This window comes from Enterococcus malodoratus ATCC 43197 (assembly GCF_000407185.1).
Taxonomy (GTDB): domain Bacteria; phylum Bacillota; class Bacilli; order Lactobacillales; family Enterococcaceae; genus Enterococcus_A; species Enterococcus_A malodoratus.
This window is the reverse complement of record NZ_KE136481.1, coordinates 947139-964787: the sequence shown is the minus strand read 5'-3', so window position 1 is coordinate 964787 and position 17649 is coordinate 947139. Positions and strand designations below refer to the sequence as shown.

19 protein-coding genes are annotated in these 17649 nt (G+C 42.9%); 16 read left to right on the top strand and 3 right to left on the bottom strand.

What is annotated here, in order from left to right; all coding sequences use genetic code 11:
- The first annotated feature begins 16 nt into the window (after positions 1-16).
- The 16 genes from I585_RS04750 (at position 17) to I585_RS04675 (ending at position 14319) form a co-directional block, all read left to right on the top strand.
- Positions 17-1678 carry a propanediol/glycerol family dehydratase large subunit gene (locus tag I585_RS04750; protein ID WP_010739902.1) on the top strand — a complete coding sequence of 554 codons (1662 nt, stop codon included), beginning with the start codon at positions 17-19 and terminating at the stop codon, positions 1676-1678.
- Between the two features lie 12 nt (positions 1679-1690).
- Entirely contained in the window at positions 1691-2356 is a 666-nt protein-coding gene (locus I585_RS04745; protein ID WP_010739901.1) for a propanediol/glycerol family dehydratase medium subunit, read from the top strand.
- 13 nt (positions 2357-2369) lie between these two features.
- Positions 2370-2882, top strand: coding sequence for a diol dehydratase small subunit (locus I585_RS04740; protein WP_010739900.1), 513 nt, complete (start codon positions 2370-2372; stop codon positions 2880-2882).
- A gap of 38 nt (positions 2883-2920) precedes the next feature.
- Positions 2921-4756, top strand: coding sequence for a diol dehydratase reactivase subunit alpha (locus tag I585_RS04735; protein WP_010739899.1), 1836 nt, complete (start codon positions 2921-2923; stop codon positions 4754-4756).
- Positions 4746-5123: a glycerol dehydratase reactivase beta/small subunit family protein gene (locus tag I585_RS04730; RefSeq protein ID WP_010739898.1), complete on the top strand. Its 378-nt coding sequence runs from the start codon at positions 4746-4748 to the stop codon at positions 5121-5123. The genes I585_RS04735 and I585_RS04730 overlap by 11 nt, the downstream gene beginning before the upstream one ends.
- Entirely contained in the window at positions 5120-5695 is a 576-nt protein-coding gene (locus tag I585_RS23815) for a BMC domain-containing protein (RefSeq protein ID WP_010739897.1), read from the top strand. Before I585_RS04730 ends, I585_RS23815 begins: the two co-directional genes overlap by 4 nt.
- 386 nt (positions 5696-6081) lie before the next feature.
- A complete protein-coding gene (locus tag I585_RS04720; protein WP_010739896.1) occupies positions 6082-6366 on the top strand; it encodes a BMC domain-containing protein in 285 nt (94 codons plus the stop codon).
- Positions 6359-6991, top strand: coding sequence for a phosphate propanoyltransferase (pduL, locus tag I585_RS04715; RefSeq protein WP_010739895.1), 633 nt, complete (start codon positions 6359-6361; stop codon positions 6989-6991). Before I585_RS04720 ends, pduL begins: the two co-directional genes overlap by 8 nt.
- A gap of 15 nt (positions 6992-7006) precedes the next feature.
- A complete protein-coding gene (eutJ, locus tag I585_RS04710; RefSeq protein WP_010739894.1) occupies positions 7007-7846 on the top strand; it encodes an ethanolamine utilization protein EutJ in 840 nt (279 codons plus the stop codon).
- Positions 7847-7915: 69 nt separating this feature from the next.
- Positions 7916-8410, top strand: coding sequence for a PduM family microcompartment protein (pduM, locus tag I585_RS04705; protein ID WP_232089356.1), 495 nt, complete (start codon positions 7916-7918; stop codon positions 8408-8410).
- Positions 8404-8667, top strand: coding sequence for a EutN/CcmL family microcompartment protein (locus tag I585_RS04700; RefSeq protein ID WP_010739892.1), 264 nt, complete (start codon positions 8404-8406; stop codon positions 8665-8667). Before pduM ends, I585_RS04700 begins: the two co-directional genes overlap by 7 nt.
- A gap of 16 nt (positions 8668-8683) precedes the next feature.
- The gene (locus tag I585_RS04695) at positions 8684-9676 is read left to right on the top strand and encodes a cob(I)yrinic acid a,c-diamide adenosyltransferase (RefSeq protein ID WP_010739891.1); all 993 of its coding nucleotides are present in this window, start codon (positions 8684-8686) and stop codon (positions 9674-9676) included.
- Between the two features lies 1 nt (position 9677).
- On the top strand, positions 9678-11063 hold the full coding sequence (locus tag I585_RS04690; RefSeq protein WP_010739890.1) for an aldehyde dehydrogenase family protein: 1386 nt from the start codon (positions 9678-9680) through the stop codon (positions 11061-11063).
- Between the two features lie 15 nt (positions 11064-11078).
- Positions 11079-12197: a 1-propanol dehydrogenase PduQ gene (locus I585_RS04685; RefSeq protein WP_010739889.1), complete on the top strand. Its 1119-nt coding sequence runs from the start codon at positions 11079-11081 to the stop codon at positions 12195-12197.
- 148 nt (positions 12198-12345) lie between these two features.
- Positions 12346-13062 (top strand): MIP/aquaporin family protein, encoded by a 717-nt coding sequence (locus tag I585_RS04680; protein WP_010739888.1) that lies wholly within the window; start codon positions 12346-12348, stop codon positions 13060-13062.
- Positions 13063-13134: 72 nt separating this feature from the next.
- A complete protein-coding gene (locus tag I585_RS04675) occupies positions 13135-14319 on the top strand; it encodes an acetate/propionate family kinase (RefSeq protein ID WP_010739887.1) in 1185 nt (394 codons plus the stop codon).
- A 51-nt stretch (positions 14320-14370) separates the two neighbouring features.
- On the opposite strand, the gene I585_RS04670 is transcribed toward I585_RS04675, so the two are convergent.
- The 3 genes from I585_RS04670 to I585_RS04660 are packed head-to-tail and all read right to left on the bottom strand — an operon-like array spanning position 14371 to position 17506.
- Positions 14371-14928, bottom strand: a complete 558-nt coding sequence (locus tag I585_RS04670) for a BMC domain-containing protein (RefSeq protein ID WP_010739886.1) — start codon at positions 14926-14928, stop codon at positions 14371-14373.
- Positions 14925-16274, bottom strand: coding sequence for a 4Fe-4S dicluster domain-containing protein (locus I585_RS04665; RefSeq protein WP_010739885.1), 1350 nt, complete (start codon positions 16272-16274; stop codon positions 14925-14927). Before I585_RS04665 ends, I585_RS04670 begins: the two co-directional genes overlap by 4 nt.
- 17 nt (positions 16275-16291) lie before the next feature.
- Positions 16292-17506, bottom strand: a complete 1215-nt coding sequence (locus I585_RS04660; protein ID WP_010739884.1) for a phosphotransferase — start codon at positions 17504-17506, stop codon at positions 16292-16294.
- Between the last annotated feature and the right edge of the window lie 143 nt (positions 17507-17649).

The window sequence follows — 17649 nt, the reverse complement described above, 5'->3', positions numbered from 1 at the left end:
GTGGAGTGAAAAATAGATGAAATCAAAACGATTTGAAGAACTAGAAAAAAGACCGGTCAATCAAGATGGTTTCGTAGATGAATGGGTAGAAGAAGGATTAATTGCGATGCAAAGTCCGAATGACCCTAAACCAAGCATCAAGATCGTTAATGGTGAAGTGGTTGAACTTGATGGGAAAGACAAAGCTGACTTTGATTTGATTGATTCATATATCGCTCAATACGGAATTGATTTAACTCGCACCGAAGAAGTAATGGCTATTCCTTCGAAAGAGTTAGCGAATAAAATCGTTGATCCAAATATTTCAAGAGAAGAAATCGTTCAATTGACGACTGCGGCAACACCAGGGAAATTAAATGAAGTAGTCGGATATATGAACGTGGTTGAAATGATGATGGCGGTTCAAAAAATGCGGGCTCGTCGTCGTCCAACGACTCAATCTCACGTAACCAACGTTCGCGATAATCCTGTACAGATCGCAGCGGATGCGGCGGAAGGTGCTTTGCGCGGCTTTGATGAACAGGAAACAACGGTAGCCGTTGCTCGTTATGCGCCATTCAACGCAGTGGCGATCATGGTTGGTTCGCAAACTGGACGTCCAGGCGTATTGACACAGTGTTCATTAGAAGAAGCAACAGAGCTTGATTTAGGAATGCGCGGCTTTACCGCTTATGCCGAAACAATCTCTGTTTATGGTACGGAACAAGTATTTACCGATGGCGATGATACGCCTTGGTCTAAAGGATTCTTAGCTTCTTGTTATGCCTCTCGCGGATTGAAGATGCGTTTCACTTCAGGGACTGGATCAGAAGTACAAATGGGATACGCAGAAGGCAAATCAATGCTCTACCTTGAAACACGTTGTATCTATTTAACAAAAGCAGCCGGAGTTCAAGGCTTGCAAAATGGTTCGATCAGCTGTATCGGAGTTCCAGGGGCAGTTCCTTCAGGGATTCGAGCTATTTTAGCTGAAAACTTGATTGCGATGCTGCTTGATTTGGAAGTGGCTTCAGGAAATGACCAAACCTTCTCACATTCAGACATTCGGAGAACGGCTCGTTTGCTGATGCAATTCTTACCAGGTACAGACTTCATTTCATCAGGTTATTCAGCAACGCCAAACTATGACAACATGTTTGCCGGTTCCAACTTTGATGCTGATGATTTCGATGATTACAATGTCATTCAACGGGATTTGAAAGTTGATGGCGGATTACGGCCGGTTAGTGAAGAGGATGTTGTGGCAGTTCGTAATAAGGCTGCGAGAGCTTTGCAAGGGCTGTTTGATAAGCTAGGCTTGCCAACGATCACTGATGAAGAAGTTGAAGCAGCAACCTATGCTCGAGGATCACAAGACATGCCGGAACGTGACATGGTGCAAGATATCAAAGCAGCACAAGAATTATTAACTCAAGGTAAGACAGGTTTGGATCTTGTTAAGGGCTTGTCAGAAAGTGGTTTTGAAGATGTCGCAACAAGCTTGCTCAATCTTTTGAAACAACGTGTAGCGGGAGACTTCCTACAAACGTCTTCAATCTTTGATGCAGATTGGAATGTGATCTCTGCCGTCAATGACAAGAATGATTATGCTGGACCGGGAACTGGGTACCGATTAGATGGGGCCGAGTGGGAAAAAGTAAAAGCGATCCCTAAAGCAATCAATCCGAAAGACATTTAAGGAGGAGTAAAAATGACAGAACTGAATGAAAATCTTTTGCGCTCCATTATCAAAGAAGTGTTAACTGAAATGGAAGCAAACACAGGAGATCAACCTGTTGCTTTTGAACAAACAAAGACAGAGTCCACAACATCGTCTGATTGGTTTAAATCTGTCGGCGTTGCTCAACCAGGAAATTCTCAGGATGAAGTAGTTATTGCTGTGGCGCCAGCTTTTGCAGATTCACAAACAACCAATATTCTTGGCGTTCCCCATAAAGAAATCCTAAAACAAGTGATTGCCGGTATTGAAGAAGAAGGCTTAAAAGCTCGGGTTGTTAAAGTTTATCGGACTTCTGATGTAGCCTTTGCCGGTGTTGAAGGAGATAAATTATCTGGTTCGGGTGTTTGTGTTTCGATCCAATCAAAAGGTACAGCGATTATCCATCAAAAGGATTTGCAACCGCTGTCAAATTTGGAGTTATTCCCGCAAGCACCGCTGATCACTTTAGAAACCTATCGTGCGATTGGGAAAAACGCCGCAAAATATGCGAAAGGCGAGTCGCCAAATCCAGTGCCAATGATGAATGACCAAATGGCTCGGCCGAAATATCAAGCGTTATCAGCATTGCTCCATATTAAAGAAACGAAGCACGTAGTAATCGGAAAACCAGCAGAAGAAATTTCTGTAACTTTATAGTGAGGTGACTAGAATGAATGAGCAATCTATCGAGAGTTTGGTTCGAGGAATCTTAAAAGATATGAATAGCGGTACAAGTCCGGCAGCGACAGAAACTACTGTAAGTTCTGGGGCAGCGACTGTTGCTGACTATCCGATCGCAAAAAATCATCCGGATTGGATCAAAACAAATACTGGTAAGACATTGGATGATATTACGTTAGAAAATGTATTGAATGGATCATTAACACCTGACGATTTAAAAATTACGCCCCGTATTTTGAAAGCGCAAGGAGAAATCGCTACGAGTGCAGGTAGAAAAACAATCTCTAATAATTTTGATCGCGCGTCTGAGTTAACAGCTGTTCCTGATGCACGAGTGTTGGAAATGTATAACGCTTTGCGTCCTTATCGTTCAAGCAAACAGGAACTACTAGATATCGCGAGTGAGTTGGAAACGAAATATGATGCGAAAATCAGCGCAGCTTATGTGCGCGAAGCAGCGGAATATTATGAAAAACGGAAGAAACTTAAAGGTGATAATTAATTTCTAGTTCGGAAATTCAGGAAGAGGAGCAATGAATCATGAAACGTGTAATTGGGATTGATATTGGAAATTCCTCAACTGAAGTAGCTTTGGTTGAAATTGATGATCATCAACATGTCCGATTCCTAGAATCTGCCATTGCTGAAACGACGGGTATTAAAGGGACGAAGAAGAATCTATTTGGTATCTATAAAGCAATCAATGAAGCCTGCGCAAAAAATCGATTAAAGGTCGAAGAAATCGATTTAATTCGAATCAATGAGGCAACACCGGTTATCGGCGATGTTGCGATGGAGACGATTACGGAAACGATCATCACCGAGTCAACGATGATCGGCCATAATCCCAAAACGCCCGGCGGCTTAGGCTTGGGCGTAGGAACTACGCTTCGTTTTGCTGAGATTGAAAAGATCGGGAAGAAGGATACTCCTTATATTTTGATCATTGAAAAGTCCTTTGACTTTGATGCTGTGGCACGCCAAATCAATCATTTTGTAGCAAATGGCTTTCTGATTACTGCGGCTATCATGCAATCGGATGATGGAGTTTTGGTGAACAACCGATTATCAAAGAAGATTCCGATTGTCGATGAAGTTTCTTATATCGATAAGGTTCCAGTAAATATGCTAGCAGCAGTTGAGGTGGCTGAAACCGGTCGCGGTGTATCACAGTTATCCAATCCTTATGGAATAGCCACGGTCTTTGAGCTTGATTCGGAAGCAACTAAGAATATTGTTCCTGTTGCCCGTGCCTTAATCGGAAATCGCTCGGCGGTAGTTATAAAGACACCAAAAGGCGATGTTAAAGCGCGAACAATTCCTGCTGGGAAAATTGAAGTAACTGGTGGGAATCGCCGCAGTACGGTAGGCATATCAGCAGGTGCAGAAAAAATTATGGAGACGGTTTCGGCCTTCGAAGTGATTGACAATGTCACTGGCGAATCAGGTACAAACGTTGGCGGGATGCTGGAAAAAGTACGCTTAACGATGGCGGAGTTAACGGATCGTCCAGTCAATCAAATCTTCATTCAAGATTTATTAGCAGTCGATACTTTTGTGCCGATCAGTGTCAAAGGCGGCGTGGCTGGTGAATTCTCAATGGAACAGGCAGTTGGAATCGCATCGATGGTCAAATCCGATCATTTACAGATGTCGAAAATTGCGGATGAGATTCAACAGGATTTAGGGATCAAGGTTGAGATTGGCGGTGCAGAGGCGGAAGCGGCGATCTTAGGAGCGCTGACCACACCGGGAACTTCTGCGCCACTGGCGATCTTGGATTTGGGTGCCGGTTCGACAGATGCATCCATTATTAAGAAGGATGGAACAATCGTGGCAACACACTTGGCAGGTGCTGGTGATATGGTAACGATGTTGATTCAGTCCGAATTAGGCCAAGAAGATGTTTATTTAGCTGAGGATATCAAGAAATATCCCTTAGCAAAGGTAGAGAATATTTTCTACATTCGCCATGAAGACGGTTCCGTTCAATTCTTTGATACGCCTTTAGATCCAGCGTTGTTCGCTAAAGTGGTGGTTGTGACACCAGATGGCTATGTACCAATACCTGGTGATGACTCGATTGAAAAAATTCGAATCGTTCGACAAACTGCAAAGGAACGTGTCTTTGTAACGAACGCGTTGCGGGCTTTGCGGCGCGTCAGTCCAACAGGGAGTATTCGAGATATTCCGTTTGTCGTAATTGTTGGCGGATCTGCTTTAGATTTTGAAATTCCGCAGATTGTAACGAACGCGCTGTCTCATTACGGATTGGTAGCTGGACGTGGGAACATTCGACAAATCGAGGGACCGCGTAATGCAGTGGCGACTGGTTTGATCCTTTCCTACTTGAGGGAGGGATTCGATGGAGCTTGATCTAAATGTTCGGCCAATGGTATTGATCTATCTGTCTAAATCAGCATCGATCGAGGATATTCAATATGTTCTTTATGGTTTAGAAGAAGAAAAAATTCCTTTTTCTATTGAGCAAAAAGAATTTTCAACGGCGACGAAGGCTGCGTATGTTGCGGCAAACACTTCTTCGCTAAATGTTGGAATTGGTTATGTAAATAATGAAGCGGCCCTTCATTATAAAAATTTGGCACCAGAAACTCCTTATCAATCGATTCAACGAGTTGTAACTTGTCCACCATTAGTTTTAAAAAGTTTCGGTGGGAATGCGGCACGTTTAGTAAAGGGTGTGCCATTCAAATCAATTGATCCTATGGAGGTGAAACTATGAAACAAGCAATTGGCTTAGTCGAAGTAAAAGGTTTGGCTAGTGCAATCGAAGTATCAGATACGATGGTCAAAGTTGCGAACGTCGAACTTCTTGGTGTTGAGAAAGCACGAGGATTCGGTTGGATGACAGTGAAGGTCGCTGGCGATGTCGGAGCGGTAAAAGCGGCGGTAGATGCCGGTAAAGCCAAAGCCGTCGCAAACAATGTCTTTCTATCAGCACTGGTTATTCCTCGCCCAGCCAATAATTTAGAAAAGTTTTTCTTTACGAAAGAGTCGGCCTCGAAATCGCCGGATGAGAATCCAGAGAAAACGCCAGCGGTGAGTGAACCAGTGGAACCACAACAGGAACCGGAGAAGGTTGAAGAGAAATCGCAACCAGATGGAAAACCGGTTATCGAGGAACCGTTCAAAGAAGCGGCTATAAAAGAAGAGCCGAGTAAAGAAGAAATTACAAAAGAAGAAACGATTCAGGAAGAGCCAACCAAAGAAAAAGTGACCAAAGAAGAACCAAAAAAGAAAAAGAATCCACCTAAAGGGTCAAAAAAAACTTCGGAATCAAAAAAGAAGAAATAGGCACAGAAGGTAGATCGTTTGAAAATAGAACTAATTTTACGTAAGGAAAATTAATTCTTTGAGATGAAATAGGATGCCAGTTCCACTACTTACAGTTTCATCGGGAGGAAAGTAAGTAAAAAAGAAACGCATATACAGAGTAAAAGATCTAGTGGAATGGTATACGGCTTGAAAATAGAACTAATTTTTACGTAAGAAAAATTAATTCTTTGAGATGAAATAGGATGTCAGTTCCACTTTTTGCAGTTTTATCAGAAGAAAAACAAGTAAAAAAAGAAACGCATATACAGAGTGAACGTTCTAGTGGAATGGTATACGGCTTGAAAATAGAACTAATTTTTACGTAAGAAAAATTAATTCTTTGAGATGAAATAGGAGGAATAGACATGAATGATGCATTAGGAATGATTGAAACAAAAGGACTAGTTGGTGCCGTAGAGGCGGCCGATGCAATGGTTAAGGCGGCGAATGTAACGCTAGTTGGAACTGAAAAAATTGGTTCAGGACTAGTTACAGTTATGGTACGCGGCGATGTTGGTGCAGTGAAGGCCGCGGCTGATGCAGGTTGTGCTGCAGCTGAAAAAGTGGGGGAAGTGGTTTCCGTTCACGTAATCCCAAGACCGCATCGCGATGTCGACGAAATTTTAGTACCTAAAGTAGGCAATGAATAATTACAGCATTGAGGAAATTAGAAAAATTGTTCGTGAAGTGTTATTGGAGATGCAGGCAGAAACATTTTCCATTGGCATTTCCAACCGACACATACACCTAACGGAAGAACATTTCAGTATTCTATTTCCTAATGAATCGATTGAACCTTTGAAACCGTTAAAGCAACCGGGAGAATTTGCTTCAAAGCAAACGGTGACTTTAGTTGGACCAAAAGGCGAGATCAAAAAGGTTCGTATTTTAGGCCCGTTACGCAAACGTTCACAGGTGGAAATCTCAAAAACGGATGCAAGAAATCTAGGTGTTCAGCCTCCAATCCGGTTGTCTGGTCACTTAGATGATGCGATTGAAATCACGATCCGCAGTGATGCGGCAGAGTTGACGATTCCGGCCGCGATCATAGCGAAACGGCATATTCATTTGAATTATCAGGATATGGAGCGTTTGAACTTAAAAGAAGGACAAGTCGTTTCAGTAGAAATTTTCGAAGGTGCGCGAAGAGGCATTTTTAACGATGTTGAATTACGGCCAGGAGAGAATTTTGTTTTAGAAATGCATGTAGATACAGATGAGGCCAACGGTGCGGATATTCAGCCAAATACACGAGGACGAATTATTAGAGAATAGTCCAAAGGAGGAAGTATGGAGTCAATCGAGAAAGCCAATCAATTATTAACATCTTTTCATGAACTTGTGAATACAAAACAAGCACAGGAGTTTGATCCTGAAGATGGCTATAAAGTTGGAGTCGATTTGGGTACTTCCTCTATCGTTTTGGTTGTTTTAGATGGAAAGAATCGACCGGTTTTTGGTGCTTTTGAATACGCGGATGTTATCAGAGACGGACTGGTTGTTGATTATCAAAAGTCAGTTCAAATCGTTAATCGGCTGCGTGCTCAAGCAGAGGAAACGCTCGGTTTTCCTCTGAAAGCTGCATCAGGTGCAATTCCGCCAGGCACCGTTGGAAACAACAAACGTGTGGTGGCCAATGTCATTGAAAGTGCGAATATGCTGGCAGACGAACTTGTCGATGAACCAACAGCGGCGGCATTGGTCTTAGGTGTCAATGAAGGAGCTGTAGTTGATGTTGGCGGCGGGACGACTGGGATCAGTATTTTTGAGAAGGGCCAGCCGATCATTGTAGAGGATGAGCCCACCGGCGGCACGCATATGACTTTAGTAATCGCGGGCAATAGCAGGATTTCCATTGAGGAAGCGGAACAGATCAAACGAGATCCAGCCCGTGATCGAGAGAATTTTATCATTTGCCGACCAGTGATTCAACGAATGGCTAACATTACCGCCAATGTGTTAAAAAAGCATCCAACAGAACCAATCTATGTTGTTGGCGGAGCGTCTTATCTATCTGAATTTGAACAAGAATTTTCGAACTATTTGGATCAAAGGGTTTATAAACCAAAATATCCTCAATTTGTAACACCAATTGGAATTGCGATGTCTTCCACCCCAATCGTGGAGTAACAGATGGACGGCAAAGCGATCTCTAATTGTATGGTAACTATGTCTGCAATAAGAATTGGGAGTAAGAATATGGACGAGTTAGTTGAGCGTATTATTTCAATCATCAATCAGCGAGAACAAAATACCTTATTTCTTTCTTGTCGTACGCCTTCCCATATTAATCAAGGAATCAGCGGCTTTTTATACAATAAGCAGATTCATTTGACTGAGGTAGATATCCTATTTTTAGAGCGGTTCATAAAAAAAGACACGGAAGATCCTCTAGTGAGGTGGCTGTATCAAAGCTATGACTATGATTGTCGTCTAACATTTGAACTGGCTTTCTCAAACACGGATTTGATTCCAAATGAATTATTCAACGAGTGCAGTGTGAAGTTGCTTAACAATCAAGGAAAACAATATTTTCTATTTCCGAATAAGGTCATAACCTACCAGCAAATAGCTATGCTGACGCAAGAGGATATTTTACTGCTTGCGGCAAAACAATTAGTTACAGACTTGGCGAAGGATCGATTGCGGGAAAAGAAAGTCATTGTTGTAGAAAGGAGTTCAACCCTATGCTGATGGCAAAAGTAGTTGGGAGTGTAGTTTCGACCCAGAAGGATGAATCGTTAATTGGAAAAAAACTGATGATCATCCAACCGATTAACTCTGAACAACAGAATATTCGCTTTCAACAGGTAGCGGCGGATACAGTAGGGGCTGGTATCGGAGACTATGTCTTATTGACCAGTGGTTCTTCTGCCAGAAAAATGTTTTCGACTCCTTCAGATGCTGTTGATTATGCAATCGTTGGAATTATTGACACGTTTGATTTTTAGGGAGCTGAGGAACGATATGGCGATTTATACAAAAACGGGAGATAAAGGAACAACGAGCCTTTTTGATGGAACAAGAGTAAAAAAATCAGATCCACGAGTAGAAACATATGGAACATTTGACGAATGCTGCGCACAAGTCAGTGTGGCTCAGAAACTAGCGAAGGATTCAGAGACTATTCAGCATTTGGAATGGGTTCAGCAAAAACTATTCCTATTGAATGCGGAAATTGCAACGGAGAAAGATTTCTCTAAGCTAGAAGCGAAAAGTACATTGATCGCAGCAAGCGATATTCAGCAAATGGAGGACTGGATCGATCAATACACCAAACGTTTGCCTGAAGTGCATAGTTTCATTTTACCGGGGCAGACACTTTCAGCCGCTCAACTGCATGTGGCACGGGCTGTTTGCCGGCATGGCGAACGCTTGCTGACAGAGCTGTCAGAATCTGCTGAGGTGCGGGAGGACGTACGGAAATTTGTTAATCGATTATCTGATTGTCTCTATATTTTTGCTCGAATGGAAGATCATAGTGAGACTGAAAAAAAGTTAGTAGATGAAATATTACGTCGGTATTTAGAACAAAGCGGAACCCTAAGCCAAAAAAGTCATTTGATAAAACACCATCAAATCTTTCAGGCTTGCGAGGAGCAAGCTGAAACAATGGGTGTTCCAGTCTCAATGGCGCTGGTTGATGAAACGGGCAGTTTAGTAAGTTTTTATCGAATGTCAGGAGCACTCTTAGTTAGTGAATCTTTGGCGCAGAAAAAAGCTTACTCCGCTGTTGCAATGAAAACAGATACCCATGAATTAAAGGCGCTCGTTCAACCGGCAGGGGATCTTTACCAATTGGAAACCTTGACTGATGGACAAGTCGTTACTTTCGGCGGCGGCTTCGTAATTAAGGATTCAATGGGGAAAGTTATCGGTGGTTTAGGTATCAGCGGCGGCGCGGTTGAGGAAGATATGGCGATCGCTCAAAAGGGTTTAGAGAAGTTGAAGGAGATTTGACATGCGTGAAGAAGAAATAAAGGAACTGATCACAAAAATTCTTCAAGAAGCTCAAACAACAACCTCTCCGGCGAAGGAATTTGGTGTTTTTGAGACTGTTGAAGAAGCGATTCAAGCGGCAAAATTTGCCCAAGAATGCTACGAAAATCAAACCTTAGAAACAAGAAGAAACGTGATTGAAGCGATTCGTTGCGGAATGAGACCGCATATTGAAAAGATTGCCTGCGACACGTTAGAAGAAACGGGGATGGGGCGCTATGAAGATAAGCTTCAGAAGCTCCAACTCGTTTTAGATAAAACACCGGGAGTCGAAGATCTGCACACGGAAGCTTTGACTGGCGATAACGGGATGACACTATATGAGTTGTCTCCATACGGTGTAGTCGGGGCGGTCACTCCGAGTACCAATCCGGCGGAAACCGTGATTTGCAACTCAATAGGAATACTGGCGGCTGGAAATGCAGTCTATTTCAGTGTTCATCCGGGAGCAAAGAAAGTTTCTCGTTGGGTCGTAAGTAAGATGAATGAGCTAGTTTATGAAGCTTGCGGCATTCAAAACTTAATCGTAACGATTGCCGCGCCTTCAATTGAGGCCGCTCAGGAAATGATGATTCATCCAGATGTTCCATTGTTAGCAATTACTGGTGGTCCGGGAGTTGTTCGACAAGCGATGCAAAGCGGTAAGAAAGTCATTGCAGCAGGCGAAGGAAATCCGCCTTCACTGGTTGATGAGACCGCAAATATTGAAAAGGCTGCAAAAGATATTGTGATCGGCGCCTCTTTTGACAACAATATCTTATGTACAGCAGAAAAAAGTGTCGTAGCTGTGGAGCAAATCGTCGATTATTTGATTTTGCAGATGGAAAAAAACGGCGCGTATTTGGTTCAAGACGAAGCCATTATTCAAAAAATGGTGGATATGACGATTATGGAGAATGGTGCTCCCAGCCGGAAATTTATTGGAAAAAATGCAAACTACATTTTAGCTGAAGCGGGGATCAACGTAGACTTTGATGTACGGGTCATCATTTTAAGAGCGGATAAGATTCATCCATTCGTCGTGAAAGAAATGTTGATGCCGATCTTACCAGTCGTTACGGTCAATAATTTCGATGAGGGGCTGGCAACCGCTTTGCAGATTGAGAATCGCCGGCATCACACCGCGACGATGCATTCTCAAAATGTGGGACGAATGAATCTTGCGGCCAAGAAATTTCAAACATCGATCTTTGTTAAAAACGGCTCTTCTTTCGCTGGCTTAGGGTTTGGCGGGGAAGGTCCAACAACCTTCACGATTGCAACACCAACGGGCGAATGTACGACATCCGCACGGGATTTTGCTCGGAAACGCCGTTGTGTTCTGACTGATGGGTTTTCAATCCGCTAGAAAGGGGGCTTTTCTTTGAAAAAATGGGCAATGAAACCAGAAATTTATTCTGGATTTGCCAGTCTAGAGCGGCTGCAGCAATTTGAAAAAGAAAATCTCTGTTTTGTATGTGATCCTTATTTAGCGGAGTCTGATAGTTTAAAGAGAATTTTAGGTTATGTAAAACGAACAAATAGTGTTGAGATTTTTTCTGATATTATCCCAGATCCTCCAATCGAAACCGTAGTAGAAGGGATCGAGAGAATGACTAAAATTCAACCAACTGTGGTCATCGCAGTTGGCGGAGGTTCTGCGATTGATACAGCTAAAGCGATGCTGTTCTTTTATAAACGAACGACCGGCAATAAAGTGAAGCGGTTTGTTGCGATACCAACTACCAGTGGGACTGGATCGGAAGTAACTAGCGCTTCGGTTATCACGGATACACAAAACAAAATAAAGTATCCGATTTTTCATGAAGCGATTATTCCTCACGAGGCCATCTTAGACGCAAGTCTAGTCATGTCTAGCCCGCCATCTGTTACAGCATTTAGCGGGCTGGATGTATTAACTCATGCGCTGGAATCCTTAGCTTCGACCAATCGAACCAATTATACAAATGCTTTGGCTGAGAAGGCGACAGAATTGGTCTTTCAGTTTTTACCAACTTGTGTGAATCAGGGGATGGAGTTAGACGCGCGTGTTCAAATGCATGAAGCGTCGACTCTAGCAGGTTTAGCCTTTGATGCAGCAGGTTTGGGTGTCTGTCACGCGATTGCGCATCAGGTAGGGGCGAATTTTAAAGTTCCTCATGGTTTGGCGAATTCTATGCTGCTTCCTTATGTGATTGAAGCAAACAGCAAGAATAAAGAGACCAGAAGAAATTACGCGCGAATTTCACGTAAACTGGGCATTTGCCCACCGAGTTTGCCCGATCATTTAGCTGTTTCAAATCTGTCTCAAGCTGTTCAGCAATTGGCAATCGAGTGCAAGGCACCGATCAAGCTGAATAGCTTTGGAATTCAAGAAGAGGCAGCCTTGCTAGCCGAAGAGGTCATCGCAAACAACGCATTAAATGATACGACATTTAAGACCAATCCGATTCAGTTTTCAGTCGAAGAAATAAAAGATATTTATCGAAACATAATAAAATAATCATTTTTCCTGACAATATTTTGCAACTTTCGATGTGAGAAAACTATTATAATATAGATAGGTAAATTGTCAGGAGGATGTCACGAAAGTCGCATTTGTTTTTCTGCAAGAAAAATAAAGACATTAAAAAGAATAAGGAGGTCTCATAATGAATAGTCCTGTATTTGGTGAATTTTTTGGTACGATTGTTCTAATTCTTTTTGGTTCAGGTGTTGGTTGCTCAGTCAATCTAAAAGGTACTTTAGCAAAAGGTGTAGGCGCCAGTTGGTTATATATTGCCGTGGGCTGGGGTGTCGCAGTTATGCTGGGTGTTTTAGCAAGCGGGCATTTTGGTTCGCCGGGTCATTTGAATCCAGCAGTAACAATTGGTTTTGCCGTTGCGGGTTCCTTTGAGTGGGGGCAAGTCGCTCCGTTTATTCTGGCTCAAGTTGCCGGCGCATTTATCGGAGCACTGATTGCTGCGATTCATTTCTGGCCGCATTTCCAGCATACGACTGTAGAAGAAGGCAACAGCGTTGGGATTTTTGCTACTGGACCAGCAATTCCAAGCACAGCATTAAACTTAGTTAGTGAAATTATTGCAACTTGTTTCTTCGTATTAGCGATCCAATTAATGCCGGCCGATATTCCACCAGGCTTGCAACCGTTAATGCTGGTATTTGTTTTGATTGGGATCGGGTTGTCCCTAGGTTCAACTACCGGTTATGCGATCAACCCTTGTCGTGACTTTGGTCCGCGATTGATGTATGCGTTGATGCCGATCCCTAACAAGGGCGATGCCAATTGGGGCTACGCATGGATTCCGATTGTCGGCCCGATCATTGGTGCTTGTATTGCGACCTTATTAGTAAAAGGTTTAGGATAAAAAAATATCACAGCAAGGTCGCCTGACGTTTGAAGAAACGATGGCGACTTTGCTGTCATAAGGGAGGAAAATATGGCGAGTAAAATTATGTCAATTAATGCCGGCAGTTCCTCGTTGAAATTTCAATTATTCGAAATGCCAGAGGAAGTACTGTTAGTAAAAGGATTATTTGAACGAATTGGTTTGGAAGATGAGATGATTTTTTCTTACTCGATAAAAGATGCGAAGGTAAAAACGTCGGTTAAGGGAAAATCGCATGAGGAAGCAATTAATTTTCTGCTGCACTTCTTGCTTGAAAGAAAGGTCTTAACCAGCTTGGACGAGCTTTCAGGTGTCGGTCATCGAGTGGCTCATGGCGGCGAAGATTTCAAAACATCCAGCTTAGTTGATTCGTGCGCATTACAAAAAATCAAAGATCTAGGAAAACTGGCTCCTTTGCATAATCCTGTGAACGTTGTAGGGATTGAAGCATTACAAAAGGATTTACCAGATTGTCCGCAGGTGGCGGTTTTTGATACTTCTTTTCATCAAACGATGGAAGCCAAGAATTATGTCTATCCGCTGCCATATCGCTTTTATGAAGAAGACAGCGTAAGGCGTTACGGCTTTCATGGGACGAGCCATCAATTTGTCGCTGCCGAAGCGGCAAATTATTTAGAAAAACCAATTGAGTCGATGAAAATTATTTCTTGTCATTTGGGAAATGGTGCGAGTATTTGTGGAATCAAAGACGGAAAATCGGTGATTACTTCTATGGGATTCACACCGTTAGCAGGTCTTATGATGGGGACGCGCTGTGGGGACATTGATCCTTCGATCATTCCATTTTTACAAAATGAGAAGAATCTTTCAGCCAGTGATATGGATAAGTTGATGAATGCTGAATCCGGCTTCAAGGGTGTTACTGATTTCAGCAGTGATACGCGAGATATTATTAGCGAAGCAGAAAAGGGTAATGAAAGAGCAAAATTGGCGCTTGATATGTTTGCAGGTCGAGTCAAACAAACGATTGGCGCTTATGCTGCGGAGCTTGATGGGGTTGATGTCCTGATTTTTACTGCTGGGATTGGAGAAAACTCAGCGGTTATCCGCGAGATGATTTGTCAGGATTTAACCTTCTTTGGTATTGCGATCGATCAAGACCAGAATCAGAAAAACAGCAGAAGAATTAGTTCGGCTGCTTCTTCGGTTGAAGTATTAGTCGTTGAAACGAACGAGGAGCTGATGATTGTCAGAGATACGTTTCATTTGATTTAATTAATAGAAAGATGCCATGGATTGATTTAACTAAATCCATGGCATCTTTTTTTATTGTATAAGGCTATCGATTAATTCTGGACGCGGGTTAGATAAGACGATCTTGTTAATGAGCATCGCTTGATCCTTGGCGCCTTGTGTTCCAGCTTCGACAGCGGCTTTCACTGCGGCAACATCGCCAGTCAATACGACAAATGATTTTCCGGCAATTCCTGTCCCAAGCTGAATCGCTAAAAGCTCTACATCCGCCGCTTTGACGGCAAAATCTGCGGCAATAATCGAACCGGTTGCCGAATAATATTCCAGTACGCCGACTGCTCGAATATTTTCTGGCACCTTTGCCATGTTGATGGCTTGAATCACAGATGGGTTAATTCGGGGAATCAATAATTCACCGACGACGTATCGGCCGCCCATTTCAACACCGACTTCCATGGAGCGTTCGATCGCTGCAACTTGTCCGCTGATCATAATATAGTATTTTCCAGGACAACTGGCTCGCGCCATAATCAAGGTTGCGTCGGCTGCTTTTAACATGTAGTCCACGACCTCGATTCCTTTAGCGATACTGTTCAATTCTAAAAATCCGATAGTATCCATTAGTTTCATTGGTTGTCCCTTCTTTCAATTGTAATGCTGGCGGATACCGCAGTCACCATGCCATCAATACTGGCATGAACATCCGCGCCTAGAGCCTTTTCAGGTTTTCTACCGATTAAATCGCCTGCTTTGACATGATCGCCTACTTGGATCACCGGCTCGCAAGGAGCGCCAATATGCATTTTCAGCGGAATATTTACGGTAGTTGATTCATGTTTCAGCAGATCTTCTACTTTTAGATCGGCATATTGTTTCAAACCATCCTTCAGTAAAATTTTTACTGGCGGGACTTGCTGGTATTCACGCATCAAAGTTGGTGTGAGCGGCTGATCATTTTTCTGGTAGCGAATCCCTTTTTCGGCTAAACGCTGCTTTACATATTTATTGACTTGCCGTGGTAAAAGCCCCATCGGACAAGCGATCGTTTCGCAAATGCCGCATTCACAGCAAAGGAGCGCTTCTCTCCAGATCGGATCGTCATCAATATCATCTGGTATCTCGGTGATGGTCAAATGGCGCATCACGCGATGGGGATGAATTGGATGGCCGATTTGGTAACGCGGACAAAGTTCCGTGCATAAACGACATTGAATACAGGAGGAGCGAGCCTTATTAATCATTTGCGGAATTTCTTTTTCCAGCAATTCGTAAATAAAATCGCGTTTTTCCATAATAATGATGCCGGAAGTCGTTTTGGTAACGACTTGTTGTGGAAATTCATCCTGAGTACCAGTTTTACCCATCATCGGTCCGCCGTTGATAAACATGAAGTCATCAATCGTTGCTCCGCCAGCTAATGCCAAACAGTCGTCAAAGGAGGTACCGATCGGAACTTCCAAGATCTTTGGTTCTTTGACTGCACCAGTGATGGTCAACAGCTTATGAGTGACGTTTTCCCCCTGTTGAGCGTGATAAATATTAAGCATAGTAGCGATATTCGAAATCACACAGCCGACTTCGATCGGGATTCCCCCAGGCGGTACGGTTCGTCCAGTAACCTCAAAGACCATGATCTGTTCATCGCCCGCCGGATAAAAATTATTCATTTTGAAGACGGAGACGGGAACTTTTTGTTCCTGAATCGCCTGTTCTAATGCATTGATTTCCTTCGTGTAATGCCCTTTGGTGGCAATCACAATCTGTTTCGCTTCTAAGAGTTTGCCAACCGCTGCGATGGCTTGAACACACTCTTTTGCGAAGTGGTTCATCACGTAATGGTCTGTTTTCAAGAGGGGCTCACATTCCGCTGCATTGATAATAAAATACTCCGTTTTCGTATTGTATTTGACAGCAGTAGGAAAGCCCGCTCCGCCGCAGCCTACGATACCGGCGGAAGTGATTTGTTCCAATAGCATATTCGTTCCTCATTTCTTTAAACTAAAATAAGAGCGTTTTCATTGTTAGGCATTAATTGATGGAAAAATTTGTTTCGAGTCCACTGAATCAATTCGCAGACTTCTTCAGTTGTTTCTAACTGTTTTCTTTTTTGTAGCAAGGTTTGCGCCAGCATCATGGAAAGTCCTTTGGCTAAAAAGATTGCTTGAGGATCGCCCAAACTGTCAAAATCCGGAAATTCGCCTAAATTGGCGATTCGATTAATATTGGCCATCGCTAAGTAACCAAGCGAATCTTGGAAGATTTCTACGAAGCGTTCCTGCTGAATGCCCGCGGCATGGTCAGAAAAATAAGCGAAATACGTTTTATAAACGTCCTTGATGACCTGCAGCAGGAAAGAGCACATCGTAGCATCGCCCCTGATACTGAATCCCGCATACTGAGAAAGAATATTTGCCAAAAAATAGCCGATATCATAGGAAAAAGGTCCTGTCATGGTGTATTCCATATCGATTACTTTAAAGGAGGTTTGTGAGACGAAAACATTGGAAGAATGGAAATCACCATGAATCAAACAGTCATCCTCGCTGGAAATCCGTTCAATCAATGTCTCCCAATCATTTTTCACTTCGACATCCTCCAAAATGGCCGCTAGAATATCTAGTGTTGCTTCTTGATAGGCGGTCTTCTGAGTATTATTTCTAGGCGGCGGTTTCAAAATGAAATCGGTGATAATTACTCGCATATCCGAATTCTTGAAATAATTCTTCAACGCGTACCAGTAGTCGGCCGATAATTTCATTTTTGATGTTGCTAGGTGCGTTCGCGCGAGATATTCACCGACTTGCTTTCCTAAGCGCGGAAATTGTTCTCCGCGGCAGAGCGCGAAACGCAAAACAGTCAGGTATGAAAGATCCTCCATGATAAAAAGATGCGCAGCAGGATCTGCAAAATACGTTTCTGGGACCATCTGAGGAGCTAAACCAGCCCGCAGCTGATAGGTCATGTACTCTAAATAATTCCGTTTAGGATCGATCGGAGCCAGCGAGATTCCACTGGAAATCGTTTTTTTCGAATGCTTAACGATGTATGTTTGATTGCCCTGTTTAAGGGTGTAAAGATAATTTAAGTAGCCATCAACGTATTTGTCTTTTTCGTTGCAAAGAGCCGTTACGGTGAGGGGACTAGTTGAGTTAAAAAGAGCGGTTCGCTTCAGCAAATAATCTGCGAGCGTGTGTTCACTAATCTCCATCGTCTTCCTCCTGTTCGAATATTTTATGTGGGTTTGTTAACTAAATGAATCCCACAAGAATCCTATCCTACCAATAAGTTTATCGAATCCCAGAGTAAAAATATATAATAAAAATATGCACTATAAGACCAAGCGGCTAGAAG